Raw genomic sequence first — 23,704 nt, forward strand, 5'->3', positions numbered from 1 at the left:
CCGCTCGCGCCACGCGTCAGCGCGCCGCGAGCCACTCCCGCGCGGCGTCGACGTCGCTCTGCGCGAGGCCGTGGCCGCCGGGGCGGACGTGCCGCTCGACCGTCGCGCCGTGCGCCCGCGCGACCTCGACAAGCCGGTCGACGCTCGCCGACGGCGCCATCGGGTCGGCCGCGCCGTTGAGCAGCACCAGTTCGACGGCTGACACGTCGCCGAGCGGGTCGCGGTCGGCGAACGGGTACATCCCGCTGAACGCCACGACCCGGTCGAGGGTCTCGGGATGCAGCAGCGCGGTCGCCACGCCGATGTTCGCCCCGTTCGAGAACCCGGCCGCGATGATCCGCCGGTCGCCGAGCTCATAGCGCTCACGCGCCGCGGCGACGAACGCGACGAGCTCACCCGCGCGCACGATCACGTCGTCCACGTCGAACACGCCCTCGCCCATGCGACGGAACCACCGCGTCATCCCCTGCTCGTTCGCCCGCCCGCGCGGCGAAAGCACACCCGCGCCCGGCCACAGGTGCGGCACGAGCGCCGTGATTTCCTGCTCGTTGCCGCCCGTGCCGTGCAGGGTCAGCAGCACCGGGGCATCGCGGTCGCCCGGCTCGAAGACGTGCGGCCAAGCGTCCAGGTCGACAGCGCCGGCCCCGCCGGCCCCGCTCACGCGGCGACCTCGGGGTTGTTCTCGCTCGGCAGCGACACCGGCTGCACGCGAGCCTCGATCGCCTCGCGCGACGGCTCGAGCCACGGCGGCAGCTTCAGCGAGCGGCCGAGTTCGAGCAGCGGCTCATCGATGTCGAACCCGGGCGTGTCAGTGGCGATCTCGAAGAGCACACCACCCGGCTCGCGGAAGTAGATGCTGGTGAAGTACTGCCGGTCGAGGATCTCGGTCACCTGGTGTCCGCGCGAGACGAGGTCGTTGCGCCACGCCAGCTGGGTCTCCTGGTCGGGCACCCGGAAGGCGATGTGGTGCACGGTGCCGCCGGCGGTCAGGCCCTCAGGGGCGAGGCCCGAGGCGTGCACGTCGACGAGGGCGCCGGGGCCCCCGGGGCCGGCGGCCAGGCGCGTGCGCCCGCCCTCCTGCTCGACGATGCGCATGCCGAGGTCGTTCACCATGAGCCCCACGGTGCCCTCAGCGTCACGCACCGTCAGCACACTCGAGTGCTGCCCGCGGATCGCGTGCTCAGCGGGCACGCTCGCCGAATCCCACGGGTCGCGCGGGTCGCTCTCATTCGTCGCGACGAGCTCGATCTGCAACCCGTCGGGGTCGCGGACGAGCAGGCGCTCCTCGCTGGAGCTCGTCGAGGTGATGTTCGCCTCGGAGCCGACCGATGCGAAGTGGTCGACCCACCAGCCGAGCGATCCGGCGGGAACCGAGAACGCCGTCGAGGTCGACTGACCCGCCCCGATCCGCCCGGGGGCGATCCCGCGCCACGGGAAGAACGTCATGAGGCTGCCGGGGCGCCCGGCCTCGTCGCCGTAGTAGAGGTGATAGGTGCCGGGGGCGTCGAAGTTGACGGTCTTCTTGACCAGTCGGAGCCCGAGCCCGGTGATGTAGAAGTCGATGTTCTTCTGAGGGTCGCCCGCGAGTGCGGTGACGTGGTGCAGACCCTGCGTGGCGGCGGTCATGATCTCTCCTGAAGTCCGAAGCCGGATGATGTCCATGCAAACGCATGAATCGCCCGATCCATTCCCGGATGCCGCAGCGCGGCCGATTCGGGCAGGTCGGGCGGGTGCGGCGGCATCCGTTAGCGTTGTCGGATGGCGATGGTGACGCGGCGGGGCATCCTCGCCGGCGTCGCGGCCGCCGTGGCCGGGGTGCTGGCCGTCGGACTCGTGACCGCGGTCGTGCTCACCACCCTGCAGGTGCTCCCCGCAGGAGAGAGCCCGGTTGTCGACGACACCACGATCGGGGTCCAGCTGACCGGAGCCGCAGATGCCGACCCCGGACGCGACGCCGTCATGGCGTGGCTGGCCCGCGGCATCCTCCTCCTCGCTCTCACCTGGGGCGTGATCGGCATGTTCGCCGCACGCACCCGGCTGGTGCGCCGTCCGGGAGCAGCGGCCGCTCGTGCGAGCTGGCTCGGCTCGACCCGGCCCTGGCGTGCCCGCGAATCGACCCTCGGCCTGCTGCAGCTGGACAAGTGGCTGCTCATCCTCGTCCCCGGAGCACTGTTGCTCGGCACCCGGGCCGTGCAGACGTCCTTCCTCTCGTGGGTGCACCTCGCGGTCGTCATGAGCGGATGGTGCGTGGCCGTCCTCGTGCTGCGGGCGCTCGTGGGTGCGCGCTCGCCCTGGCCGGTGCTGGCCGCCGCGGGCGGAGCAGTGGTGCTGCGCTGCGTGTGGACGCTGATCCCGGTCGCGATCGGCGGACCGGCGGCGGCGTGGTCGGCGTTGTGGACCGAGCCGGTGCTGCGCTGGTTCTCTGCGCTCGTCGCGGCGGTGCTGCTTGTCTGGGTCTTCGTCGCCGCCGCCTGGGCGCTCGTGATGCAGGTGGGGCCGAAGGCGGCCACAGGCTTCGTGCTCGCGGCAATCGGTGCGGGGCTGGCGCTGCCGGCACTGGTGATCGGCATCGTCGGGGGTGAGACCGTCGCCGAGGCGTGGGCGGCCTCGCTCGCGCCGCTCGGCGGACTGGCCGACCCGCCCTTCGTGTGGCTGGAGTTCCCTGTCGCCTCGGCGTGGTGGGCGGCGACGGCCGGAGGCGTGCTGTGCGTCGTGGGTGCCGTGCTGGCCATTCCCGGGCGGGGCGCGGGCGGGTCGACGGCGGAGTGATTCTCGGAAAACCTACATCCGGTGTTCCTCGGGTTCGTCGGGGCCGCCGCCTAGGCTGAGCCGCGTGACCTCTTCCGACGCCGCTGCTCCCGACCCTTCTTCGACCGCGGTGGGTGGCGGCGGGATCGCCTCCCAGGGGATCGTCGCCACGCACGTGCGCCGATCCTTCGGCGACGTGCACGCTGTGCGCGATGTGAGTCTGCACGCCCTCCCCGGCAAGGTCACCGGGCTCGTCGGGCCCAACGGGTCCGGCAAGACGACGCTGCTGCTGATGCTGTCGTCGCTGCTGGCGCCCGACGTCGGTGACATCCGCGTCGCCGGGATCGACCCGGTTGCCGAGCCGCAGCGAGCTCGGGCCGTCATCGGGTGGATGCCCGACGCGCTCGGCGCGTGGGGCTCGCTCACCGTGCGCGAAACCCTCGTCACCACCGGGCGGCTGTACGATCTGCCGCGCAGCGAGGCGGCGGATCGAGCGGAGTCGCTAATCGACCTGCTCGACCTGCGGGCCCTCGCCGCATCGCCGGCGCGCGTGCTCTCGCGCGGACAGAAGCAGCGCCTGGGGCTCGCCCGCGCGCTCGTGCACAACCCGCGCGTGCTGCTGCTCGACGAGCCCGCGTCGGGCCTGGACCCCGAGTCGCGTGTGCACCTGCGGGTGCTGCTGCGGCGCCTCGCCGATGACGGACGGACCGTGCTGATCTCGAGTCACATCCTCTCCGAGCTCGAGGAGCTCGTCGACGACGCCGCGTTCCTCATCGCGGGCGAATCCGTCTCGGCCGACCGGGTCGCCGCCTCGGCGCAGCGGCAGCGGTTCTGGCGCGTGCGGGTCGCCGGCGGTGACCTGCTCGCTGCGCAGGCCGCGATCGCGGCGGCGCTGGGGCGGACGGATGTCACGGGCGATCGTGCCGGTGCGCTCGTCGCGTTCTCGAGCGAGTCCGACGCGGCCACGGGACTCGCGGCCATCGTCGGTGCGGGCATCGCGGTGGCGGAATTCGCCCCGTCGACGGGGCGCCTCGAGCAGACCCTCCTCGACCTGCGGGAAGGGGCGGGAGACCCGGGGCCGGCGGGGCCGGGTGTGGATGGGCCGGAGCCGCCTGCAGAGACCAGTGGGCCGACCACGGGGGAGGGCGACCGATGAACGCTCAGCGCATCGCCACCATCATCCGTCTGGAACTGACCCAGCGGGTGCGCAGCGTCGCCTGGTACGTGCTGCTCGGCGTGTTCGGGGTCCTGCTGCTCGGGGTGACCGCACTGACCTTCATCTCGGTGCCGCGCGACGCGTTCCAGGAGGCGGGGAGCACGGCGTACTCGATCATCGTGTTCTTCGTGCTGCTGCTCGTGGTGCTCGTCTCGCCCACCCTCAGCGGCAACGCGATCAACGGCGACCGCGATGCGGCGACGCTCGCGCCCGTGCAGGTGACCCTCGCGACGACGACCGACATCATCGTCGGGAAGTTCCTGGCGGCCTGGATCACGGGGCTCGCGTTCCTCGTCGTCGCCGCGCCGTTCCTCATCTTCGCGGCCGTGTTCGGTGAGGTGCGAGCCGATGTGCTGCTGGTGTCGCTGGTGATCCTCGTGATCGAGGTGGCGGTCGTCGCCGGGTTGGGGGTGGCCCTCAGCGGCATCCTCGCCCGTCCGCTCTTCTCGGTCGCGGTGACCTACCTGACGGTCGCCGCGCTGGTGGTCGGGACGCCGATCGCCTTCGGGCTCGTGGGCACCGCCTTCCCGACCGAGATCGAGTCGCGTCAGCGATTCCTGGAGCCGGTGTTCACCGAGCCGATGCAGGTGCCCGAGGAGTGCATGACGGCTGAGCCCGGCGCGGCGACACCCTTGCCCGAATGCGTCGACCTCGGTTTCGGGCCGGGGGTGGAGGAGCCGGAGTACGTGTGCGGTGAGTGGATGACCTCGACCTACACCGTGCCGCGGTTCGACCGGGTGTGGTGGCTGCTGTCGGCGAACCCGTTCGTGATCCTCGCCGATGCGACGCCGACGGTGTGGCGCGACGGGTACCCGGTCGACGCGTTCGGGACGCTCAAGGTGGGGGTGCGCACCGCGCAGATCGCGCCCGAGACGCGACAGGTCTACGACGAGTGCGAGAATGCGACCCTGGCGCCCGGCGAGCAGTACCCGACGGCCGAGGAGCAGGTCGCGGGCACCGTGCCGAGCTGGTTCGTGGGGCTCGGGGTGCAGCTGGCGCTGCTCGCCCTGCTGATGTGGCGCGCCGCGGTGCGGACGCACACGCCGTCGCGGCGGCTGCCGCCGGGCACGCGCATCGCATAGCTCCGCCGCGGGCCGCGGGCGCCGGCTGCCCGCCGCCCGGGCCGGTCAGCGGTCGACGAAGCGGAGGTGCTGTTCGTTGTAGCGGTCGCCCTGCACGCCGATGCGCTGCGCGAGACGGTCGAGGTCGTCACGCTCGTCCGCCGACAGAGCGACCGCCGTCGCGGCGCTGTTCTCGGCGATCCGCTCGACGCGGCGCGTTCCGGGGATCGGCACAACCCACGGCTGCTGCGCCAGCAGCCACGCCAGCGCGATCTGGCCCGGCGTCGCACCCTTGGCCGCAGCGAGCCGCGAGACCTCGTCGATGAGCGCGCGGTTGGCCGCCAGGTTCTCCTTCTCGAACCGCGGCAGCGCGCGGCGCATGTCGTCATCGGCGAGGGTGGTCGACGCGTCCATCGTGCCGGTGAGATAGCCGCGCCCGAGCGGGCTGAAGGGCACGAACCCGATCCCGAGTTCGGCGACGACGGGCAGCACGTCGGACTCGGGGTCGCGGGTCCACAGCGAGTACTCGCTCTGCAGCGCCGTCACCGGGAACACCGCGTGGGCGCGGCGGATGGTCGACGCGGATGCTTCTGAGAGTCCGAAGTGGCGCACCTTTCCCTCGGCGACGAGCTCGGCGACGGTTCCGGCGACCTCCTCGATCGGAACGGCGGGGTCGACGCGATGCTGGTAGAAGACGTCGATGACGTCGGTGCGAAGCCGCCCCAAGGACTCCTCCGCGACGCGGCGAATGTGGTCGGGGCGGCTGTTCACGCCGACGCTCCTGCCATCCCGGATGTCCCACCCGAACTTCGTCGCGAGCACGACCTCGTCGCGCACCGGCGCGAGCGCCTCACCGACGAGCTCCTCGTTGACGTAGGGCCCGTACACCTCGGCGGTGTCGAAAAGGGTCACGCCGAGGCCGACGGCCGCACGCAGCACCCCGATCATGTCGTCACGGCTGCCGGGGTTCGGGCCGTAGCTCTGCGACATCCCCATGCAGCCGAGTCCGATCGCCGAGACCCGCAGGCCCTGGCCGAGGGTGCGTGTGTGCATCGTGCTGCTCCTCCTGCGTATCCGGGCTTCCTCTGATGACGCTACGCCGGGAGGCGCCGCCCGGAAAACGCGTCGTCACATCGCGACGCGCGATGAGCGCCGCGGCGCGGCGTCCGCTCGCCCCCCCTCGCGGGTGTCGGTGGCCGGTGGCAGGCTCGGCGCATGACGAGATTCGCGATCGATGCGGCGACGGCGCTGCGGCTGCTGGCCGATGAGAGGGATGTCGCGGGCGCGCACTCCCTCGTCGCGCCGGCGATCATGCGCTCCGACGCCCTGCGTGTCGTCTATGCCGAGGTGCGGGCGGGGCGGCTCGATGACCGCGCAGCGAAACGGACCCTCGAGGCGCTTGCGTCGCAGAAGGTGCGGCTGCTGGCCGACCGGGTGTCGCGAGCGACGGCGTTCGCGCTCGCACGGGAGCGGGACTGGGATGACCCGGGCCCGGCCGAGTATCTCGCCGTCGCGAAGCTGCAGGCCGACGCGATCATCACCGACGATCCGCTGCTCATCTCGGGCGCGGAGGGCGTGGTGACCGTCGCCGAGTACGAGGCGCTGTTCCGCTGAGGAGCGGGGGAGTGCACCCGTGTGCGCGGGAGGGGTCAGGCGAAGCGCACCCAGTTCGCGCCGCGGCCGGTCTCGACCTGCTCGAGGAGGTCGAGGGTGTCGCCGTCGACGGCGTACAGCGACACCGTCGTCGAGCGCTCGCCCGCGGTGACGAGGAAGCGTCCGTCGGCGCTCAGCGCGAAGCCGCGCGGCTGCGGTTCGGTCACGACGAACCGGGTCGGCGCGGAGACGCTCCCGTCCTCGCCGACCGCGACCGCCGCGAGGGTGCTCTCGGTGCGCTCGGTCGCCCAGAGGTACTGCTCGTCGGCGCCGAGGTGCAGGTCGGCGCCCCAGATGAGGTGCCCGGCCATCGGGTCGGCGCCGAAGGTGCTGTGTGCGAGGCCCATCGTCCGGTCGTACGCCGTCGCCGCGCCGACGAGGCGCAGCGTCCCGTGGGCGGTGTCTCGGGCGTAGTGCAGCACTTCGCCCGAGAACTCCGTCAGCACGTACACCGCGTCCTGTGCGGCGTTCAGCACGAGGTGCCGGGGACCGCTGCCCTCCGGCGCCGCCACCGTCTCGGGGTCGAGCGGCACGAGCGCGAGGTCGTCGTCGAGCGCGTACTGCGCGACGAGGTCGTCGCCGAGGGATACGAAGTACGCGTAGCGCCCGTCGGTGCTCGGCAGCACCGCGTGCAGGTTCGCGAATTCCACCCGGCTCACCGGATCGCCGACCACGCCGTCGTCGATCGGGCACGAGATGCCGTAGCCGCCGCTGTACGCGGCGCCGAGGAGGCCCGTTCCGTCGCGCGTGAGCGCGAGGTAGTTCATGCCGCCGTCGGGGAGGTCCAGGCGCGAGCGCGGCTCCAGTCGGCCGCTCTCCCTGTCGAGCGCGAGGGTGAGGACGCCGGCGGGCTCCCCCTCCTTCGATCCCTTCACTCCCGCGTAGACGAGGTCGCGTGCGGCGTCGACGGCGAAGGTCGAGCATCCGGCGAGCCCCTCCGTGACGGCGAGACGCGTCATCCGCTCGCCTTCGAAACGGAAGACGCTGATCGAGCCGTCACCGGCGTTTGCAACGAGGACGAGCGCAGAGTCGGTCATCCCTCGATCGTAGGTGCAGGGTCACGACGACTCGAGGGCTGATGTCGTAGCCCCGACCTAGAATTGACGGGCAATGACTGACGTCTCTCCGGCCGCGCATCCCGCGGCATCCGTCCCTCTCATCGTCGACGGCGATCGCGGGCCCCGACCGGGCTCCGGCGCTCGCGTCGACGAAGACCTGCTCGCAGGGCTCAACCCCGAGCAGCGCGAGGCGGTGACCTATCGCGGTCAGGCGCTCCTCATCGTCGCGGGCGCCGGGTCGGGCAAGACCAGTGTGCTGACGCGGCGCATCGCGTCCCTTCTGCGCAACAAAGAGGCGTGGCCGAGCCAGATCCTCGCCATCACCTTCACCAACAAGGCTGCGGGTGAGATGCGCGAGCGCGTGCACCAGCTCGTCGGCGACCGGTCGCAGGGCATGTGGATCTCGACGTTCCACTCGGCGTGCGTGCGGATCCTCAGGCGCGAGGCCGAGCAGTTCGGGTTCACCAAGTCGTTCACGATCTACGACTCCGGCGATTCGCGGGCGCTCGTCAAGCGGCTGGTGAAAGAGCACGAGGCGGATGCCTACGGACTGACCCCCTCGGCGGTGCAGGGGAAGATCTCCAAGCTCAAGAACGAGCTCGCCGATGCGGAGTCGTACGCCCGCTCGGCGAACATGAACGACCCGGCCGAGCGCGTCTTCTGCGACGTGTTCGCTGCGTACCAGCGCGAGCTGCAGCGGGCCAACGCGTTCGACTTCGACGACCTGATCGCACAGACGGTGTACCTGTTCCGGGCGTTCCCGCAGGTGGCGGATGTGTACCGCCGGCGGTTCCGGCACATCCTCGTCGACGAGTACCAGGACACCAACCATTCGCAGTACGCGCTGATCCACGAGCTGACCCGCGCGCCGGGGTCTGACGGCGGGCCCATCGCCGAGTCGGGCGGCATGATGATCTTCGACGCGCCGGCGACCGAAGAGGCCGCGTCGCTCACGGTCGTCGGTGACTCCGACCAGTCGATCTACGCGTTCCGCGGAGCGGACATCCGGAACATCAGCGAGTTCGAGCGCGACTTCCCGGGCGCGAAGGTCGTGCTCCTCGAGCAGAACTACCGGTCGACCCAGAACATCCTGTCGGCGGCGAATGCGGTGATCAGCCACAACTTCGACCGCAAGGACAAGCGGCTGTGGACCGATGTCGGCGCGGGCGAGAAGATCGTCGGCTTCACCGGGTACTCGCAGCACGACGAGGCGCAGTTCGTCGCCGACGAGATCGAGGTGCTGCACAAGGGCGGGGTGCCGTACGACCAGGTGGCGGTGTTCTACCGCACGAACTCGCAGTCGCGTGCGCTGGAGGAGATCTTCATCCGCGCGGCCGTGCCGTACAAGATCATGGGCGGCACGAAGTTCTACGAGCGCGCAGAGATCAAAGACGCCCTGGCCTATCTCGTCGCGGCGGCGAACCCCGCCGATGAGATGGCGATGCGCCGCATCATCAACCGGCCGCGCCGTGGCATCGGTGACGTGACGATCGAGACGATCAGTCGGTACGCAGCCGATGAGCAGATCACCTTCCGTGACGCGCTCGGCAATGCCTCGGCGCTCGGTGTCGGACCCAAGATCCAGGCGGCGATCGCGCACTTGGATGCGGTTCTCGCCGAGGCATCCGATCTCATGCTGCCGCCGTCAGGTGAGCTGCCCCCGCCGACCGCCGTCGCCGACGGACTGCAGCTGCTGCTGTCGAAGAGCGGGTATCTCGACGCGCTGCGCGCGAGCCGCGACCCGCAGGACGAGGCGCGCGTGGAGAACCTCGACGAGCTCGTCGCCGTGGCCCGCGAGTTCGCGCGCAACAACCCGGAGGGGACGATCGTCGACTTCCTCACCGAGGTGGCGCTCGTCTCGGACGCCGATGATCTCGAGGATGCCTCGGGGTCGGTGTCGCTCATGACGATGCACACCGCGAAGGGCCTCGAGTACGACGCGGTCTTCCTCACCGGTGTCGAGGAGGACCTGATCCCGCACCGGATCTCGGCTGGGGAGCCGGGAGGCCCGCAGGAGGAGCGGCGGCTGTTCTACGTCGGCGTCACCCGGGCGCGTAAGCGCCTGTACCTGACGCTGGCGATGACCCGCGCGCAATTCACAGAGGTGTCGGTGGCGATGCCGAGCCGGTTCCTGCAGGAGATCCCGTCGGATCTGCTCGACTGGCGCCAGTCGCCGGGCGACGTCAACTCGCGCGGCGGGACGCAGTCGCGGGCGCTCAATGCGCGGCGCGGGTCCTCTGGGTCGGGGTTCGGCGGGTCGGGGTCGGGGCGGCGCTACGGCGACGATCTCGTGCCGAAGTCGACGTCGGTGGAGAAGTTCGCCAACCGCATCCCGGCGAAGGTGCGCGACAACGGCGACATGGAGCTGGCGCCGGGCGACCGCATCCGTCACGACGATTTCGGCGAGGGCCGCATCGACGCGATCACCGGTGAGGGTGCGAAGCGCGTCGCTCACGTGCGCTTCGACACAGTCGGCATGAAGAAGCTCCTGGTCAAGATCGCGCCGATCGCGAAGCTGTAGCCGCGCGCGAAGGCGAAGCCGGGCGCGACCCGAAGGGTCGCCGCGTAGGCTGGCACGATGGCACTCTTCGGGCGACGTAAGAAGACCGACGACCACAGCGACGACGCGAAACCGCAGACGGGAACGCCCGACCCCGAGGCTCCCGAGACGGACGTCGACGTCGCCGAGGCGCCCGGGCTGGCCCCGCGCGAGGGCGAGGACTCCGGCCCGGGTGGCGACGCCGCATCCGGTGCAGACTCGGCCGAGGAGCCGGTTCCGCACGTGAACATCTCGGTGTCGACCTATGGGGCGCCGCGCACAGCGCCCAGCGCGCCTGCGGCGCAGCCCTCTGCGAGCACCCCGGCGCCCCGCACCCTCGGCCCGGCCGAAGCACCCGCGCCGTCGCAGACCGTCCCGGGCCTGCCCGACAACGGGCTGGTCATCCAGGCGCTGCGAAAGCTTCCCGACAAGCCCGAGTCGCTCGACCTCATCCACGTCGCCCGGCAGCTGCTGCAGGGCCAGCTGTTCCTGCGGATCAAGGGCGACGCCCGGCAGCTGCTGTCGGAGGGCGCTCAGCTCCCGCTCGCCGTCGCGACCGTGGGCGAGAAGCAGTACGTGCTGGCCTTCAGCGGCGGCGCGGCGCTGCAGGCGAGCGTGGCGGCCGACGGCGACCAGCAGACCTCCGCTGTCGCCCAGCCCGCAGCCACCGTGCTCCGCCACGTGGTGACCGGGACCTACGCCGGCATCATCATCGACCCGTCATCGGCGCCCGCGCGCGCGGTGATCCCCAGGGAACTCATCGAGCGGATGCTCGACCAGGCCGACCCGAACGCGCTGGTCAAGCACCTCCTCGCAGGCCCGCGCACGGCCGCGACGGGTGCCGAGATCGTTGCGGCGATGCCCGGTGCCCGACTCTGGGTCGCGGTCAACGAGACCCCCGACGGCAAGGTCGGCGTCGCCGAGGCGCGTGCCAACGGCGAGCGGCTGTTGCAGGTGTTCACACATCCGCTCGAGGTGGCCGCCATCGGCCGCGGCGACAAGGCGGCGCCCATCACGGCCGACCGGCTCGGCGCTGCGCTGGCGGCAGACACGGCACTCGCCGGCATCCTCGTCGACGCCGCGGGTCCGTGGATCCGGCTCGGTCGCGAGGACCTCGGCCCGATTCTGCCGTGAGAGCGTGATGCCCCGACGCGTGTCCCCCTGATGCGTTCCCCGGCGACGCGATAGCGTCGCGTGCATGGCGAGCCCGTTCACGATGCTGACCGTTCCCGGGCCCGCGGGGGACCGCGAGGTGCGCCTGTCGAATCCCGACCGCGTGCTGTGGCCCGCCCTCGGGATCACCAAGCACGAGCTCGCCGAATACCTCATGGCGGTCTCGGGGCCGTTCCTCGCCGCGAACGGCAACCGGCCGGTGTCGCTCGAGCGATTTCCGGAGTCTGTCGAAGGGGAGCGGTTCTACTCCAAGAACCCGCCGAAGGGCACCCCCGACTACGTCGAGGCGGTGACCGTGCGCTACAACAGCGGGCGGCGGCATCCGCAGATCGTGCTGACCGAGCCCGCGGCTGTCGTGTGGGCGGCGCAGATGAACACCATCGTGTTCCACCCGTGGGCGTCACTGACGAGCAACACCGACAATCCCGTCGAGCTGCGCATCGACCTCGACCCGCAGCCGGGCACCGACTTCGGCGACGCCGCCGCGGTCGCGCCCGCCCTGCGTGATGTGCTCGCCGAGGCGGGGCTGACGGCGTTCCTCAAGACGAGCGGCAATCGTGGCATCCATGTCTTCTGCCCCATCGAGCCGGAGTGGGAGTTCCTCGATGTGCGGCACGCCGTCATCGCCGCCGGGCGTGAGCTGGAGCGCCGGATGCCCGACCGGGTGACCACGAACTGGTGGAAGGAAGAGCGCGGCGAGCGCATCTTCATCGACTTCAACCAGGCCAACCGCGACCGCACGATGGCGGGGGCCTACAGCCCGCGGGCGCTCGCGGGTGCGACCGTGTCGACGCCGATCACGTGGGACGAGCTGGCGGATGCCGACCCTGCGGCCTTCACCGTGCGCTCGGTGCCGGAGCGGCTGTCGTCGGTGGGAGACCCGTGGGAGGGGATGCTCGAGACGCCCGGGCGCATCGACGTGCTGCTGGAGTGGTGGCAGCGCGACCTCGACGACGGGCTCGGCGAGCTGCCCTTCCCGCCCGACTTCCCGAAGATGCCCGGCGAACCGCCGCGCGTGCAGCCGAGTCGCAAGAACGAAGCGAACTGGCCGAAGGAGTAGCGCGCGTCCGTTCCGGGGCGGTTGGTGCCGGATGCCGCGGTGCAACGTCGCGCGGTGTGCGCCCGGAGCGCGAGGCGCGTGCTTCCGCCGTCACGTTCGGCCCTTGCGGCGCGTGGAAAGGGGCGGAAGTTGTCGGGGGAGCGTCAGGGGCCGTGCTTCCGCCGTCACGTTCGGCCCTTGCGGCGCGTGAAAAGGGGCGGAAGTTGTCGGGGGAGGGTTGCGCGCCCGACGACGCGCTCCCGAACGCCGCACGCACGCGTGTCGCACGCGCACGAAGAGGGCGCGGGATGGCGCGAGACAACGCGGCACGCGAGACTGAGGCGATGGACCTCCCCGTCATGCCCCCGGTCGCGCCGATGCTCGCGAAGTCGGTCTCGGCCATCCCCGACCTCGGGCACGTCGAACCCAAGTGGGACGGGTTCCGCACGATCGTCTTCCGCGACGGCGACGAGGTCGAACTCGGCAGCCGTAACGAACGACCGATGACGCGCTATTTCCCCGAGCTCGTCGAGGCACTCCGCGCCCAGCTCCCCGAGCGCTGCGTGGTCGATGGCGAGATCGTCGTCGCCACCGACGGCGGTCTCGACTTCGAGGCGCTGCAGCAGCGGATCCACCCCGCGGCGAGCCGCGTGAACCTCCTCGCCACCCAGACGCCGGCGTCGTTCATCGCCTTCGATCTACTGGCCCTCGGCGACGACGACCTCACCGGCCGCCCCTTCTCCGAGCGCCGGGCCCACCTCATCGAGGCGCTGTCGGGCGTCGAGCCGCCGGTCTACATCACTCCCGCGACGGGTGACCCTGCCGTCGCGCAGGAGTGGTTCGAGACCTTCGAGGGGGCGGGCCTGGACGGCGTGATCGCCAAGCCCCTTGACGGCACCTACCAGCCGAACAAGCGCACGATGTTCAAGATCAAGCACGAGCGCACCGCCGACTGCGTGGTCGCGGGATTCCGCTGGCACAAGTCCGGCCCGATCGTCGGCTCGCTGCTCCTCGGCCTCTACGGCGACGATGGCAGCCTGCATCACGTCGGGGTGACGGCATCCTTCCCCATGGCCCGGCGCAAGACCCTGCTCGATGACCTCGCGCCCTACCGCGATGTCGACCTCTCGGCGCACCCGTGGGGAGGCTGGGCCGAGCATGCCGCCGACGGCACGCAGCTCGCCGGGGCGGGCAGCCGGTGGAACGCCGGCAAGGATCTCTCCTTCGTGCCCCTGCGCCCCGAGCTCGTCGTCGAAGTCGCCTACGACCACATGGAGGGCGAGCGCTTCCGCCACATCCCGTCGTTCCGGCGCTGGCGCCCCGACCGCGACCCGCGCTCGTGCACCTTCGCGCAGCTGGAGGTGCCGGCGAGCTTCACGCTCTCCGACATCCTCCCCGGTCTCTGACCGCAGCGCGGCGCGCTCCCGCCGCCGTCGCCGCTCCCGCTCGGCCGCCCACGCGGAGCGGGTCGCTCCGCGCGTGAGCGGGTCGCTCCGCGCGTGTCCGAGAAGGTGCCGGATGCCGCGGCTCCACCACGCCGCTTCTGCGACACGCCCCACGGTGATGTCGCAGAAGAGCCGACCGGAGGCGTGGGAAAGCCGCAACTTGTGGGACACGGCGCGGTGGGTAGGGCCGGTGCGGCGGGCGGCGCGGCGGCGCGGCGGGCGGCGCGGCGGGGCGGCGGGTGGCGGCGGGTGGTGCCGCGGGCGCCGCGGCGGTGGACGGCGCGGCGGGGCGGCGGGTGGCGGGTGGTGCCGCGGGCGGCGCGGCGGTGGACGGTGCGGCGGGGCAGCGGGGCGGCGGGTGGCGGGTGATGCCGCGGCAGGGTGCGCGGGCGGGTCACCCCTGGGGCGTGTCCGAGAAGATGCGGGATGCCGCGGCTCTACCACGCCGCTTCTGCGACACGCCCCGCGGGGATGTCGCAGCAGCGGCGACGTGAGGCGTCCAGAGCCGCACCTTGTGGGACACATACGGTGGGCGGGGACGGTGGTGGCGGCGGCGGGGGGATGGCGGCGGCGGGGGGACGGCGGGGCGGCGGGGCGGCGGCGGCGGGGCGGGGCGGCGGGCGGCGGTCAGTGTAGGGCGGCCGTCGCGCGCCGGGCGGCGCGACGCGCCCCGATCATCCCGCCGGTTCGACCGCCTTCTTCTGCGCCCAGCGGGCGGGCTCGTTCGGCCCGTTCCACACCTTGATGATTCCCCAGACGACCGCCGTGATCGGCACGGCGAGCACCGCGCCGAGGATCCCGCCGAGTACGGTGCCGACGGTCAGGGCGATCAGGATGACGAAGGCGTGGAGCTTGAGCGTCCGCCCCATGAGGACGGGCTGGAGGAAGTTGCCCTCGAGCTGGTTCACGAGCACGACCACGCCCACGACGAAGAGGGCGTTGACCCAGCCGTTCGCGACGAGGGCGACGAGGGCCGCGAGGATGCCGGCCACCGTCGCCCCGACGATCGGGATGAACGCCAGCAGGAACACCAGCACCGCCAGCGGCAGCGCGAGGGGCACCTGCAGGATGACCAGGCCGATGCCGATCCCGACCGCGTCGACGAACGCGACCGCGGCGGTGCCGCGCACGTACGACCCGAGCGTCACCACCGTCTTGTCGCCGATGCGGCGCGCGCGCGCCTCGTTCTCGCCGCGGAAGGGGCGCAGCAGGAACTCCCAGAGCCACGGGCCGTCCTTCAGGAAGAAGAAGAGCACCACGATCATGAGCACGAGGCCGGTGACGAAGTTGGCCAGCGCGCTCACCCCGGCGATGGCGCCGGTGCCGAACTGCGCGCTCGTGATGAAGTCGATGATCTGGTCGCGCCACTGCTCGATCTGGTTGTCGGAGGGGGCGAAGGGCAGGGTGTTGATCCAGGCGAGAAGCTCCTGGAAACCCGCCTCGGCCTGCGAGTAGAGGTCATCCCACTGGTTGCGCACGGCCCAGACGATGAGCCACCCGGCCAGCCCCAGCACGACGACGACGGCGAGCAGGGTGATGAGGGTCGCGAGCACGGAGGGCACGCCGCCGCGGCGCAGCCACGACATCAGCGGCGCGAAGGCGCAGGCGAAGATGAGGGCGATGATGATGGGGATCCACACCACTGTCACCTGCTGCAGACCGAGGACGGCCAGCGTGGCGATGCCGATGACGATGAGGATCTGCAGTGCGCGGGTCGCGACCTTGCCGAGCCCGTCGGCCCACAGCCCGATGGCGACGGGGGCCTTGGCGGCCTTGGCGGCCGACGACGCGGCCTTCTCGGCGGAGTCGGATGCGCGAGGGTCGAAGCCGTGTGGGCGCGGAGCGCGGCGGAAGAGTCCCATGGCTGAACCCTACGGCCGGGCCCGGCGCACGCCCGGGTGCTTGCGCGGCACGTCGCGGGGGCCTAGGGACCCGTCCGTCGTCGGACCCTGGGGGCCGTCACGCGAACCCGTCGTCACGGTCACCCGCCAGGGCAGACCCTCCCGGACGACTCCGCGTCACACCGTTGAGACTCAGTGTCAGTTCATGCGAGACTCGATGTCATGACGTCTGCGCCGACCCCCACCGCGACCGACAGCACCGACAGCACCGACAGTACCGACAGCCCGGGCACCGACACCGGCGCCCTCCCGGGCGACCGCGCCGGCGCGTACCGGGTGACCGATCCGCTCGACACCGACTACTACGGCGTCTTCGCCGACATCGGCGGAGCCGAGCGCGACGCATGGTCGCGCGCCCGGGTGCTGATCTCGGAGTACGGCGACCGGTCGGCCGCGCAGTGGGATGCCGGGGAGTACGACGTCTCGATCGTGCGGCGCATGGGCGAGCTCGACCTCTTCGTCGACGGCATCGAACACGACGGGCTCACCGCCCTCTCACCGCTCGCGGCGGGGCTGGTCAACATGGAGATCTCGCGCGGCGACGGATCGCTCGGCACCGTGCTCGCCGTGCAGGGCGGCCTGGCGCTGCGCACCCTGGCGCTGTTCGGCAGCGATGCGCAGAAGGCGCAGTACCTGCAGCCGCTCGCGCGCGGCGAGGTGCTCGGCTCCTTCGCCCTCACCGAACCCGACCACGGCTCGGACTCCGTCTCGCTCGAGACCCGCGCGACGCGCGCCGCCGACGGCGGCTGGATCATCGACGGCGCCAAGAAGTGGATCGGCAACGGCGCTTCGGGCGGCGTCACCTTCGTCTGGGCGCGGGTGGAGTCTCCCGGCGCCGACGACCACGGCAAGGTGCGCTGCTTCCTCGTGCCGCAGGAGGCCGAGGGCTATCACGGCGCGCCCATCACCGGGAAGGCGTCGCTGCGCGGCATCCACCAGGCGCACATCACCCTGCGGGGCGTCCGGCTCCCCGCCGACGCGGTGCTTCCGGGCACTCACAGCTTCAAGGACGCCTCGACCGTGCTCTACGCCACGCGGTCGGGGGTCGCCTGGTCGGCGCTCGGGCACGCGACAGCCTGCTACGAGGCGGCCCTGCAGTACTCCCAGCAGCGCGAGCAGTTCGGCAAGCGCCTCGCGGGGTTCCAGATGGTGCAGGAGCGTCTCACCAAGATGCTGTCCGAGCTCACTGCGATGCAGCTGTACTGCCGGCACCTCGCCGACCTCGAGGCATCCGGGGGTCTGCGGCCGACGCAGGCGTCGCTGGCGAAGTACCACAACACCCGCACCGCCCGCCGGATCGCCGCCACCGCGCGCGATCTCCTCGGTGGCAACGGGATCCTGCTCGAGTACGGCGTGATGCAGCACATGGCCGACATCGAGGCGATACACACCTACGAGGGCACCGAGTCGATCCAGGCGCTCCTGCTCGGCCGCGACATCACCGGTGTGAGCGCGTTCGCCTGAGCGCTACTCCGACAGTGCGTCGCGCAGGCGCCGGGCCACCTCGGCGCTGGGCGTCCGGCGCGGGAACACCGCGACCACGAAGTCGTCCGGCGCCGGTGCCGACTCCTCGGGCAGCACTCCGAAACGCCGGCGCGCGTCCTCCAGCGCGCGCTTGAGCACCGACACCGGCACGCGCTTCGGACCGCGGATCAGCCGCCGCAGCACGTGGTTGTGCACGGCGGTGACGAGAGCGGAGAACCCCACTGCGTCGAGAGGGTCGAGCCCGGGTAGCGCCTGACGCAGGTACTCGTCGAAGAGGCGCTCGTAGCGGAACACCGTCACGATCTCGCGGTCGCGCAGCGCTGGGATCTGCCGCACCACGGCGTACCGCCGCCGGGCGAGCTCGGGGTCGGCGGCGAAATGCTGATACACCTGCACGGATGCGTCGCACACGGCCGCCCACGGGTCGTCATGGGGCTGAGCGAGAAATGCCCGGAGTTCTTCGAGCAGGCCCTCGTGGTCGGCGAAGACCACGTCTTCCTTGCCGCCGTACTGACGGAAGAACGTCGAGCGCGACATCCCCGCCGTCCGCGCGATCTGATCGACCGAGGTCTGATCGAACCCCTGGGTGTGGAACAGCTCGACCGCGGCCGCCACGACACCGGTGCGGCCGACGAACGCAGGATCGGCGTCGCTCACGGTCCGAGCTTAGCGGCGGGGTCCGGCGGGTGATGTGGACCCGGTGCAACAACCGGATCCAGGAGAACTGCGCGCGTGTTTGTCAAGGCCATGGTCCGGTTCGGTTCATGGTCCTTCACTGTGTTCATGTCTCTTTTCGCCGACGCCGTGAACACCACCGGTCAGGCGCTTCCGCGCGGTGAGCGCTACGACGTCGTGGTGGTCGGGGCCTCGCTCACGGGGCTTGTCGCGACCCTTCTGCTCACGCAGTCCGGTCGCCGGGTGGCCCTCGTCGAGGCCGGGGTGATCAGCCCGGCCCGGCCCGGTGCGGGCCGGGACGCGAACGAGGAGACGGCGCTGGCGGCAGCACTCGTCGCCGCCGGCGCGGCCCTGCATACCCGCACGTTCGTCCAGGCCGTGACCTCGGCGAGTCCCTGCCGGATCGACACCGAGCACGGTCCGCTCTTCGCCGACCAGGTCATCCTCGCCACCGGCGCACGCGACGCCGACTCCGTCTACCGCCCCGGCCCGACTCCGTCGCGCTGGCGCCCAGCGTCCTATCTGCTGCCGGCCGCGAGGTCGACGGCTCGGAACACGGATGCCGGGTCGCGGCGCATCTCCGAGGCCACCGCGTCGATCGGACCCGCGCCGACGGTGGGCAAAGCACCGCGTTCGCTCGGTCGCATCCGCTTCGTGACCTCCTGCCACGGACGGGGGCGGACGCGGGCGGCTCCTGCGGCGCTCGAGGTCGTCGCCGACATCCTGCAGCTCGCCCGTGTCGACCGGCCCGGGTGGAAGGTGACGCTTCAGAAGGCCCAGGCGGAGCAGAAGGCGCAGGTCGTGACGGCCGCCCGGAAACCCGACGCCCCGCCCGCGACCTCGTCGGTCGCGTAGCGGGGCAGCAGAGCTCTCGCGGAGCGGGGCGACGGAGTTTTCGCGCAGCGGGGCGTCAGGGTCGGCGAGCCCCCACTCAGCCGACGAGGGTGATCACACCGAGGATCCCGAGTGTGATGAGGGTCGTCCACATCGCGATCGCGACGGCCTGCCAGAACAGCACCCGGCCCGGGGCGACGCCGGTGGACACCAGAGCGGCGGCGGTGAACTGCGTCGGCACCAGCAGGGGGCCGAGGAGGCTCACGCCGGGGGTGCCGTAGCGCTCATAGGCGCGCATGATCTTCTGACGACGCGGCGACAGCTCCTGCGGCTCGCGCCCTCCGCGAGTGGTCACCGCGGTGCGCACGCGGGCGCCGGCGAAGACGATCACGGCGACGCAGAGGAAGTTCCCGGCGAAGGCGGCGATGGCGGCGACGACGGGGTGGATGCCACCGATGATGCCGATCGCCGAAGCGCCCTCGCCCTCGATGAAGGGCACGGCGCCGGCGAGGGCGACGATGAGCGGCCGGAGAAGCTCGGGCATCTGGGCGACGAGGTTCTGGAAGCCGAGAATGAGGTCGGCGATGGGGTTCACGGTGTCTCCTTGACTTTGCGGATGGGCGGTCATCGGACGGTGATTCCATCGCACGCGATCGCGGCCCGCAGCGGCAGTGTCGGAGCGTCACCTCCGCCCGGGAGGATGCCGTGGACGGGGGGTGACAAAAGTCATGGTCGTACTCTGGCGGTGTGAGCGATGCATCCCGTCCGACCGCCGCGCCCGCGCGGCATCCGGCCGCGCGCGCCCTCTCACGCGGGGTGACGGCGACCTGGTGGTACACGGCGGGGTCGGTGGTGCTGTTCCAGGCCATCACCCTCCTCTGGCTCGTGTCGGCGCTCGCCGACGGCAACGACCTGCAGGTTGCGATCTACCTCGCCGCGGCGGCGGTGTCGCTCGCCTCGAGCGTGCCGCTCCTGGCTCGCTACGGCCGTCGTCGGAGGGTCGACGACGGCGACGACGAGGAGCGGTTCTCGGCCACGGTCTTCTGGTCGTTGGCCGCCTCGGCGGCCGCGGCCGCGGTGATCGCGGTGATCACGGGATCCGTCCTGTCGGCTGCGGGGCTCGTCGCTCTCGCGGTGATGCTCCTGCGCTGGCGCTCGGGCGTGCGCATCCGTCTGCTGGGCGGGGTCATCGTCGTGATCGCCGCGATCTGGATCAGCGAACGCCTGCTCTCCGGTCCCGACCTCGGCGGCGATGCCCAGTTCGTCAACAACCTGTTCGCGCTGCTCCTGCCGCCCACGGCCGTGCTCTGCCTGTGGTGGTGGGACATCGTCCTCGCCCTTGATGAGGCCCGCGTCGCCGAGGGGCGGCTCGCCGCCGCGCAGGAACGACTCCGGCTCGCCGGAGACCTCCACGACCTGCAGGGCCACCACCTCCAGGTGATCGCCCTCCAGCTCGAACTCGCCGAACGGATGCTGCCGCGCAACCCCGAGGCCGCCGCCGAGCAGGTGCGGCTCGCGCGCGCGTCGGTCGACGAGGCCCGCTCGGGCACACGCGCCCTCGCCGCGCGATTCCGCGGCGTCCCGCTACCTGACGAGCTCGCCAACGCGGCCGATCTGCTTCGGGCGGCCGGCCTCGACGTCGAGCTCGAGGTCGATCCACGAGCCGGGGCCGCACCCGCCGAGATCCTGGGTCCGGTCGTGCGCGAGTCGACGACGAACATCCTCAAGCACGGAGGTGGCGCGCGGGCGCGGTTCCGTCTCGTCCTCGACGAGGGCGCCCACGGGCGGGTGTGGCGACTCGGCGTCAGCAATGACCTGCCCGCCACCGCCGCGCCGCCGCCCGCGGCGCCCGCGGGATCGGGGCTCCCGGGCATCGTCGAGCGGGTGGGATCGGTCGGTGGCGCCGCGGAGTGGGATGCCGCGCAGGAACGCTTCACCCTCGAGGTCAGCGTGCCCGCGGCATCCGTCGGCGGTCTGTCATGATCCGCATCCTCATCGCCGACGACGAGGACATGATCCGCTCGGCCCTCGCGGCGCTGCTGCGGCTCGAGGACGATTTCGAGGTCGTCGCCGAGTGTCGCGACGGCGAGGAGGCCGTGGCCGAAGCCGCGCGGCTGCGCCCCACCGTGTGCCTGCTCGACCTCGAGATGCCGGGGCTCGACGGCGTCGACGCCGCCGCACGCATCCGCCGGCAGGCGGGGTCGAAGTGCGTGGTCGTGACGCGGCACGCCCGACCCGGGGTGCTGCGCCGGGCGCTCAGCGCCGGGGTCGACGGGTTCCTTCCCAAGTCGCGCCCGGCGCAGGACGTCGCGGCGGTGATCCGCGACGTCGTCGCCGGCCGGCGCTACGTCGACCCCGAGATCGCGGCCGACGCGCTCACCGACGAGCGGAGCCCGTTGACCGATCGCGAGCTCGACGTGCTGCGCGCCGGATCGCGCGGTGAGACGATCGCCGAGATCGCGGCGACCCTGCACCTCTCGCCCGGCACGGTGCGCAACCACGTCTCGGCGGTGCTCGGCAAGCTCGGTCTCGCGACGCGTCAGCAGGCCGCGATCCTGGCGCGCGAGCGCGGCTGGATCTGACGCGGCGACACCGCCCTGCGCTGAGCACGGGGGCCGTGAGCGCCACCCGGCCCCGCATGTCGGAGAAGCCCGTCGTCGAGACACCCGGGATGAGGCGGTCCGCCGCCGGTAGTAGGGTAGGGGACTGGCTGATATCTCGATATCGAGATTTCTTCGGCCCACACACCCCACCGTTCGCCCAGCGAAGGACTCTCTGTGGATCTCTACGAGTACCAGGCCCGCGATCTGTTCGAGAAGTACGAGGTGCCGGTTCTCGCCGGCATCGTCGCCGACACCGCCGAGGAGGCGAAGGCCGCCGCCGAGAAGCTCGGAGGCGTGGTCGTCGTCAAGGCGCAGGTCAAGACCGGAGGCCGCGGCAAGGCCGGCGGCGTCAAGGTCGCCAAGACCCCCGACGAGGCCTACGAGGCCGCCCAGGCCATCCTGGGCCTGGACATCAAGGGCCACGTCGTCAAGCGCGTGATGATCGCCGCCGGCGCCCGCATCGCCCAGGAGTTCTACTTCTCCGTGCTGCTCGACCGCGCCAACCGCTCCTACCTGTCGCTGTGCAGCGTCGAGGGCGGCATGGAGATCGAGCAGCTCGCCGTCGAGAAGCCCGAGGCGCTCGCTCGCATCGAGGTCGACCCGCTGACCGGCATCGACCACGCCAAGGCCGTCGAGATCGCCCGCGCCGCGAACTTCCCCGACGACCTCGTCGAGAAGGTCGCGAACGTGTTCGTGAAGCTCTACGACGTCTACAAGGGCGAGGACGCCACCCTCGTCGAGGTCAACCCGCTCGTCCTCACCGAGGAGGGCGAGGTCATCGCCCTCGACGGCAAGGTCACCCTCGACGAGAACGCCGAGTTCCGTCACCCCGGCCACGCGCGTCTGGAGGACAAGGACGCCGCCGACCCGCTCGAGGCCAAGGCCAAGGAGAACGACCTCAACTACGTCAAGCTCGACGGCGAGGTCGGTGTCATCGGCAACGGCGCGGGCCTGGTCATGTCGACCCTCGACGTCGTCGCCTACGCCGGCGAGAACCACGGCGGCGTGAAGCCGGCCAACTTCCTCGACATCGGCGGCGGCGCCTCCGCCGAGGTCATGGCCGCGGGGCTGGACGTCATCCTCGGCGACCCGCAGGTCAAGAGCGTGTTCGTCAACGTCTTCGGCGGCATCACCGCCTGCGACGCCGTCGCGAAGGGCATCGTCGGCGCTCTCGCCGAGCTCGGCTCCACCGCCACCAAGCCCCTGGTCGTCCGCATCGACGGCAACCGCGTCGAGGAGGGCCGCCGCATCCTCCAGGAGGCGAACCACCCGCTGGTGACGCTCGCCTCGACCATGGACGAGGGCGCCGACAAGGCCGCCGAACTCGCCAACGCCTGACCCGCCGCATCCGGATAAGGAACAAGAAATGTCGATCTTCCTCACCAAGGACTCCAAGGTCATCGTCCAGGGCATCACCGGCGGTGAAGGCACCAAGCACACCGCCCTCATGCTGAAGGCGGGCACCGACGTCGTGGGCGGCGTCAACGCCCGCAAGGCCGGCACCACCGTGCTGCACAAGGACAAGGACGGCGCCGACGTCGAGCTTCCCGTCTTCGGGTCGGTGGCCGAGGCCATCGAGAAGACCGGTGCCGACGTCTCCATCGCCTTCGTCCCGGCCGCGTTCACCAAGGCCGCGATGATCGAAGCCATCGACGCCGAGATCCCGCTTCTGGTCGTCATCACCGAGGGCGTGCCCGTGGGCGATTCGGCCGAGGCCTGGGCCTACGCCACCTCGAAGGGCAACATCACCCGCATCATCGGGCCGAACTGCCCCGGCATCATCACCCCCGACGAGGCGCTGGTCGGCATCACCCCGGCCAACATCACCGGCAAGGGCCCGATCGGCCTGGTGTCGAAGTCGGGCACCCTGACCTACCAGATGATGTTCGAGCTGCGCGACATCGGCTTCTCCACCGCCATCGGCATCGGCGGCGACCCGATCATCGGCACCACCCACATCGACGCACTCGCCGCGTTCGAGGCCGACCCCGAGACGAAGGCCATCGTCATGATCGGCGAGATCGGCGGCGACGCCGAAGAGCGCGCGGCCGACTTCATCCGGGCGAACGTGACCAAGCCCGTCGTCGGCTACGTCGCCGGCTTCACCGCGCCCGAGGGCAAGACCATGGGTCACGCCGGCGCGATCGTGTCGGGCTCGGCGGGCACCGCCCAGGCGAAGAAGGAAGCGCTCGAGGCCGCCGGTGTCAAGGTCGGGAAGACCCCGTCCGAGACCGCCGCTCTCATGCGCGAGATCATCGAGGGGCTCTGAGTCCG

General features: G+C 71.5%; 22 protein-coding genes. 15 read left to right on the forward strand and 7 right to left on the reverse strand.

Annotation, left to right across the window (positions count from 1 at the left end; translation table 11 throughout):
* Nucleotides 1–16: 16 nt before the first annotated feature.
* Together HDC37_RS02515 and HDC37_RS02520 are read right to left on the reverse strand one after the other, a co-directional pair.
* Complete coding sequence (locus HDC37_RS02515; RefSeq protein WP_308472058.1) at nucleotides 17–661, reverse strand: alpha/beta hydrolase; 645 nt, start codon at nucleotides 659–661, stop codon at nucleotides 17–19.
* A complete protein-coding gene (locus HDC37_RS02520; RefSeq protein ID WP_179558795.1) occupies nucleotides 658–1,626 on the reverse strand; it encodes a ring-cleaving dioxygenase in 969 nt (322 codons plus the stop codon). The genes HDC37_RS02515 and HDC37_RS02520 overlap by 4 nt, the downstream gene beginning before the upstream one ends.
* A gap of 132 nt (nucleotides 1,627–1,758) precedes the next feature.
* Between HDC37_RS02520 and HDC37_RS02525 the strand changes: the two genes are divergently transcribed.
* The 3 genes from HDC37_RS02525 to HDC37_RS02535 all read left to right on the forward strand — a co-directional run bounded on the left by HDC37_RS02525 (nucleotide 1,759) and on the right by HDC37_RS02535 (nucleotide 5,046).
* Entirely contained in the window at nucleotides 1,759–2,769 is a 1,011-nt protein-coding gene (locus tag HDC37_RS02525) for a hypothetical protein (protein WP_179558796.1), read from the forward strand.
* 124 nt (nucleotides 2,770–2,893) lie between these two features.
* Nucleotides 2,894–3,904, forward strand: a complete 1,011-nt coding sequence (locus tag HDC37_RS02530) for an ABC transporter ATP-binding protein (protein WP_179559100.1) — start codon at nucleotides 2,894–2,896, stop codon at nucleotides 3,902–3,904.
* Complete coding sequence (locus HDC37_RS02535; protein WP_179558797.1) at nucleotides 3,901–5,046, forward strand: ABC transporter permease; 1,146 nt, start codon at nucleotides 3,901–3,903, stop codon at nucleotides 5,044–5,046. The genes HDC37_RS02530 and HDC37_RS02535 overlap by 4 nt, the downstream gene beginning before the upstream one ends.
* 45 nt (nucleotides 5,047–5,091) lie before the next feature.
* On the opposite strand, the gene HDC37_RS02540 is transcribed toward HDC37_RS02535, so the two are convergent.
* Nucleotides 5,092–6,078 (reverse strand): aldo/keto reductase, encoded by a 987-nt coding sequence (locus HDC37_RS02540; RefSeq protein ID WP_179558798.1) that lies wholly within the window; start codon nucleotides 6,076–6,078, stop codon nucleotides 5,092–5,094.
* A 162-nt stretch (nucleotides 6,079–6,240) separates the two neighbouring features.
* Between HDC37_RS02540 and HDC37_RS02545 the strand changes: the two genes are divergently transcribed.
* A complete protein-coding gene (locus tag HDC37_RS02545; RefSeq protein WP_179558799.1) occupies nucleotides 6,241–6,639 on the forward strand; it encodes a hypothetical protein in 399 nt (132 codons plus the stop codon).
* A 35-nt stretch (nucleotides 6,640–6,674) separates the two neighbouring features.
* Here the strand turns inward: HDC37_RS02545 and HDC37_RS02550 are convergent, their stop codons facing one another.
* A complete protein-coding gene (locus HDC37_RS02550; RefSeq protein ID WP_179558800.1) occupies nucleotides 6,675–7,715 on the reverse strand; it encodes a beta-propeller fold lactonase family protein in 1,041 nt (346 codons plus the stop codon).
* Between the two features lie 73 nt (nucleotides 7,716–7,788).
* Here HDC37_RS02550 and HDC37_RS02555 point away from each other — a divergent pair, with 73 nt between their 5' ends.
* The 5 genes from HDC37_RS02555 to HDC37_RS02575 all read left to right on the forward strand — a co-directional run bounded on the left by HDC37_RS02555 (nucleotide 7,789) and on the right by HDC37_RS02575 (nucleotide 14,426).
* Nucleotides 7,789–10,257 carry an ATP-dependent helicase gene (locus HDC37_RS02555; RefSeq protein ID WP_179558801.1) on the forward strand — a complete coding sequence of 823 codons (2,469 nt, stop codon included), beginning with the start codon at nucleotides 7,789–7,791 and terminating at the stop codon, nucleotides 10,255–10,257.
* 57 nt (nucleotides 10,258–10,314) lie between these two features.
* Nucleotides 10,315–11,409 (forward strand): SseB family protein, encoded by a 1,095-nt coding sequence (locus HDC37_RS02560; RefSeq protein WP_179558802.1) that lies wholly within the window; start codon nucleotides 10,315–10,317, stop codon nucleotides 11,407–11,409.
* 64 nt (nucleotides 11,410–11,473) lie between these two features.
* Complete coding sequence (ligD, locus tag HDC37_RS02565; RefSeq protein WP_179558803.1) at nucleotides 11,474–12,508, forward strand: non-homologous end-joining DNA ligase; 1,035 nt, start codon at nucleotides 11,474–11,476, stop codon at nucleotides 12,506–12,508.
* A 323-nt stretch (nucleotides 12,509–12,831) separates the two neighbouring features.
* Nucleotides 12,832–13,893 carry an ATP-dependent DNA ligase gene (locus HDC37_RS02570; RefSeq protein ID WP_179558804.1) on the forward strand — a complete coding sequence of 354 codons (1,062 nt, stop codon included), beginning with the start codon at nucleotides 12,832–12,834 and terminating at the stop codon, nucleotides 13,891–13,893.
* Between the two features lie 278 nt (nucleotides 13,894–14,171).
* Nucleotides 14,172–14,426 (forward strand): hypothetical protein, encoded by a 255-nt coding sequence (locus HDC37_RS02575; RefSeq protein WP_179558805.1) that lies wholly within the window; start codon nucleotides 14,172–14,174, stop codon nucleotides 14,424–14,426.
* A gap of 180 nt (nucleotides 14,427–14,606) precedes the next feature.
* On the opposite strand, the gene HDC37_RS02580 is transcribed toward HDC37_RS02575, so the two are convergent.
* Nucleotides 14,607–15,794, reverse strand: coding sequence for an AI-2E family transporter (locus tag HDC37_RS02580; protein WP_179558806.1), 1,188 nt, complete (start codon nucleotides 15,792–15,794; stop codon nucleotides 14,607–14,609).
* A gap of 201 nt (nucleotides 15,795–15,995) precedes the next feature.
* On the opposite strand from HDC37_RS02580, the gene HDC37_RS02585 reads away from it, so the two are divergent.
* Nucleotides 15,996–17,297: an acyl-CoA dehydrogenase family protein gene (locus tag HDC37_RS02585; RefSeq protein ID WP_179558807.1), complete on the forward strand. Its 1,302-nt coding sequence runs from the start codon at nucleotides 15,996–15,998 to the stop codon at nucleotides 17,295–17,297.
* A gap of 3 nt (nucleotides 17,298–17,300) precedes the next feature.
* Here the strand turns inward: HDC37_RS02585 and HDC37_RS02590 are convergent, their stop codons facing one another.
* The gene (locus HDC37_RS02590; RefSeq protein ID WP_179558808.1) at nucleotides 17,301–17,975 is read right to left on the reverse strand and encodes a TetR family transcriptional regulator; all 675 of its coding nucleotides are present in this window, start codon (nucleotides 17,973–17,975) and stop codon (nucleotides 17,301–17,303) included.
* Nucleotides 17,976–18,101: 126 nt separating this feature from the next.
* On the opposite strand from HDC37_RS02590, the gene HDC37_RS02595 reads away from it, so the two are divergent.
* Nucleotides 18,102–18,848 (forward strand): FAD-dependent oxidoreductase, encoded by a 747-nt coding sequence (locus HDC37_RS02595; RefSeq protein ID WP_179558809.1) that lies wholly within the window; start codon nucleotides 18,102–18,104, stop codon nucleotides 18,846–18,848.
* Between the two features lie 76 nt (nucleotides 18,849–18,924).
* Here the strand turns inward: HDC37_RS02595 and HDC37_RS02600 are convergent, their stop codons facing one another.
* A complete protein-coding gene (locus tag HDC37_RS02600; protein WP_257021284.1) occupies nucleotides 18,925–19,371 on the reverse strand; it encodes a small multidrug efflux protein in 447 nt (148 codons plus the stop codon).
* A gap of 203 nt (nucleotides 19,372–19,574) precedes the next feature.
* Between HDC37_RS02600 and HDC37_RS02605 the strand changes: the two genes are divergently transcribed.
* From HDC37_RS02605 to sucD, 4 genes are all read left to right on the forward strand, one after another.
* The gene (locus HDC37_RS02605; RefSeq protein WP_179558811.1) at nucleotides 19,575–20,810 is read left to right on the forward strand and encodes a histidine kinase; all 1,236 of its coding nucleotides are present in this window, start codon (nucleotides 19,575–19,577) and stop codon (nucleotides 20,808–20,810) included.
* The gene (locus HDC37_RS02610; protein ID WP_179558812.1) at nucleotides 20,807–21,409 is read left to right on the forward strand and encodes a response regulator transcription factor; all 603 of its coding nucleotides are present in this window, start codon (nucleotides 20,807–20,809) and stop codon (nucleotides 21,407–21,409) included. The genes HDC37_RS02605 and HDC37_RS02610 overlap by 4 nt, the downstream gene beginning before the upstream one ends.
* 195 nt (nucleotides 21,410–21,604) lie before the next feature.
* Complete coding sequence (sucC, locus tag HDC37_RS02615; RefSeq protein WP_179558813.1) at nucleotides 21,605–22,768, forward strand: ADP-forming succinate--CoA ligase subunit beta; 1,164 nt, start codon at nucleotides 21,605–21,607, stop codon at nucleotides 22,766–22,768.
* 28 nt (nucleotides 22,769–22,796) lie between these two features.
* Complete coding sequence (sucD, locus tag HDC37_RS02620) at nucleotides 22,797–23,699, forward strand: succinate--CoA ligase subunit alpha (protein WP_179558814.1); 903 nt, start codon at nucleotides 22,797–22,799, stop codon at nucleotides 23,697–23,699.
* The last annotated feature ends 5 nt before the right edge of the window (nucleotides 23,700–23,704 follow it).

It is taken from the genome of Microbacterium sp. AK009 (assembly GCF_013410955.1).
Classification (GTDB): Bacteria; Actinomycetota; Actinomycetes; order Actinomycetales; family Microbacteriaceae; genus Microbacterium.

Coding starts and splice junctions, on each gene's coding strand:
- HDC37_RS02520 (WP_179558795.1), bottom strand. CDS start 1,626: ATGACCGCCGCCACGCAGGGTCTGCACCACGTCACCGCACTCGCGGGC.
- HDC37_RS02525 (WP_179558796.1), top strand. CDS start 1,759: ATGGCGATGGTGACGCGGCGGGGCATCCTCGCCGGCGTCGCGGCCGCC.
- HDC37_RS02535 (WP_179558797.1), top strand. CDS start 3,901: ATGAACGCTCAGCGCATCGCCACCATCATCCGTCTGGAACTGACCCAG.
- HDC37_RS02540 (WP_179558798.1), bottom strand. CDS start 6,078: ATGCACACACGCACCCTCGGCCAGGGCCTGCGGGTCTCGGCGATCGGA.
- HDC37_RS02545 (WP_179558799.1), top strand. CDS start 6,241: ATGACGAGATTCGCGATCGATGCGGCGACGGCGCTGCGGCTGCTGGCC.
- HDC37_RS02550 (WP_179558800.1), bottom strand. CDS start 7,715: ATGACCGACTCTGCGCTCGTCCTCGTTGCAAACGCCGGTGACGGCTCG.
- HDC37_RS02555 (WP_179558801.1), top strand. CDS start 7,789: ATGACTGACGTCTCTCCGGCCGCGCATCCCGCGGCATCCGTCCCTCTC.
- HDC37_RS02560 (WP_179558802.1), top strand. CDS start 10,315: ATGGCACTCTTCGGGCGACGTAAGAAGACCGACGACCACAGCGACGAC.
- ligD (WP_179558803.1), top strand. CDS start 11,474: ATGGCGAGCCCGTTCACGATGCTGACCGTTCCCGGGCCCGCGGGGGAC.
- HDC37_RS02570 (WP_179558804.1), top strand. CDS start 12,832: ATGGACCTCCCCGTCATGCCCCCGGTCGCGCCGATGCTCGCGAAGTCG.
- HDC37_RS02580 (WP_179558806.1), bottom strand. CDS start 15,794: ATGGGACTCTTCCGCCGCGCTCCGCGCCCACACGGCTTCGACCCTCGC.
- HDC37_RS02585 (WP_179558807.1), top strand. CDS start 15,996: ATGACGTCTGCGCCGACCCCCACCGCGACCGACAGCACCGACAGCACC.
- HDC37_RS02595 (WP_179558809.1), top strand. CDS start 18,102: ATGTCTCTTTTCGCCGACGCCGTGAACACCACCGGTCAGGCGCTTCCG.
- HDC37_RS02600 (WP_257021284.1), bottom strand. CDS start 19,371: ATGCCCGAGCTTCTCCGGCCGCTCATCGTCGCCCTCGCCGGCGCCGTG.
- HDC37_RS02610 (WP_179558812.1), top strand. CDS start 20,807: ATGATCCGCATCCTCATCGCCGACGACGAGGACATGATCCGCTCGGCC.
- sucD (WP_179558814.1), top strand. CDS start 22,797: ATGTCGATCTTCCTCACCAAGGACTCCAAGGTCATCGTCCAGGGCATC.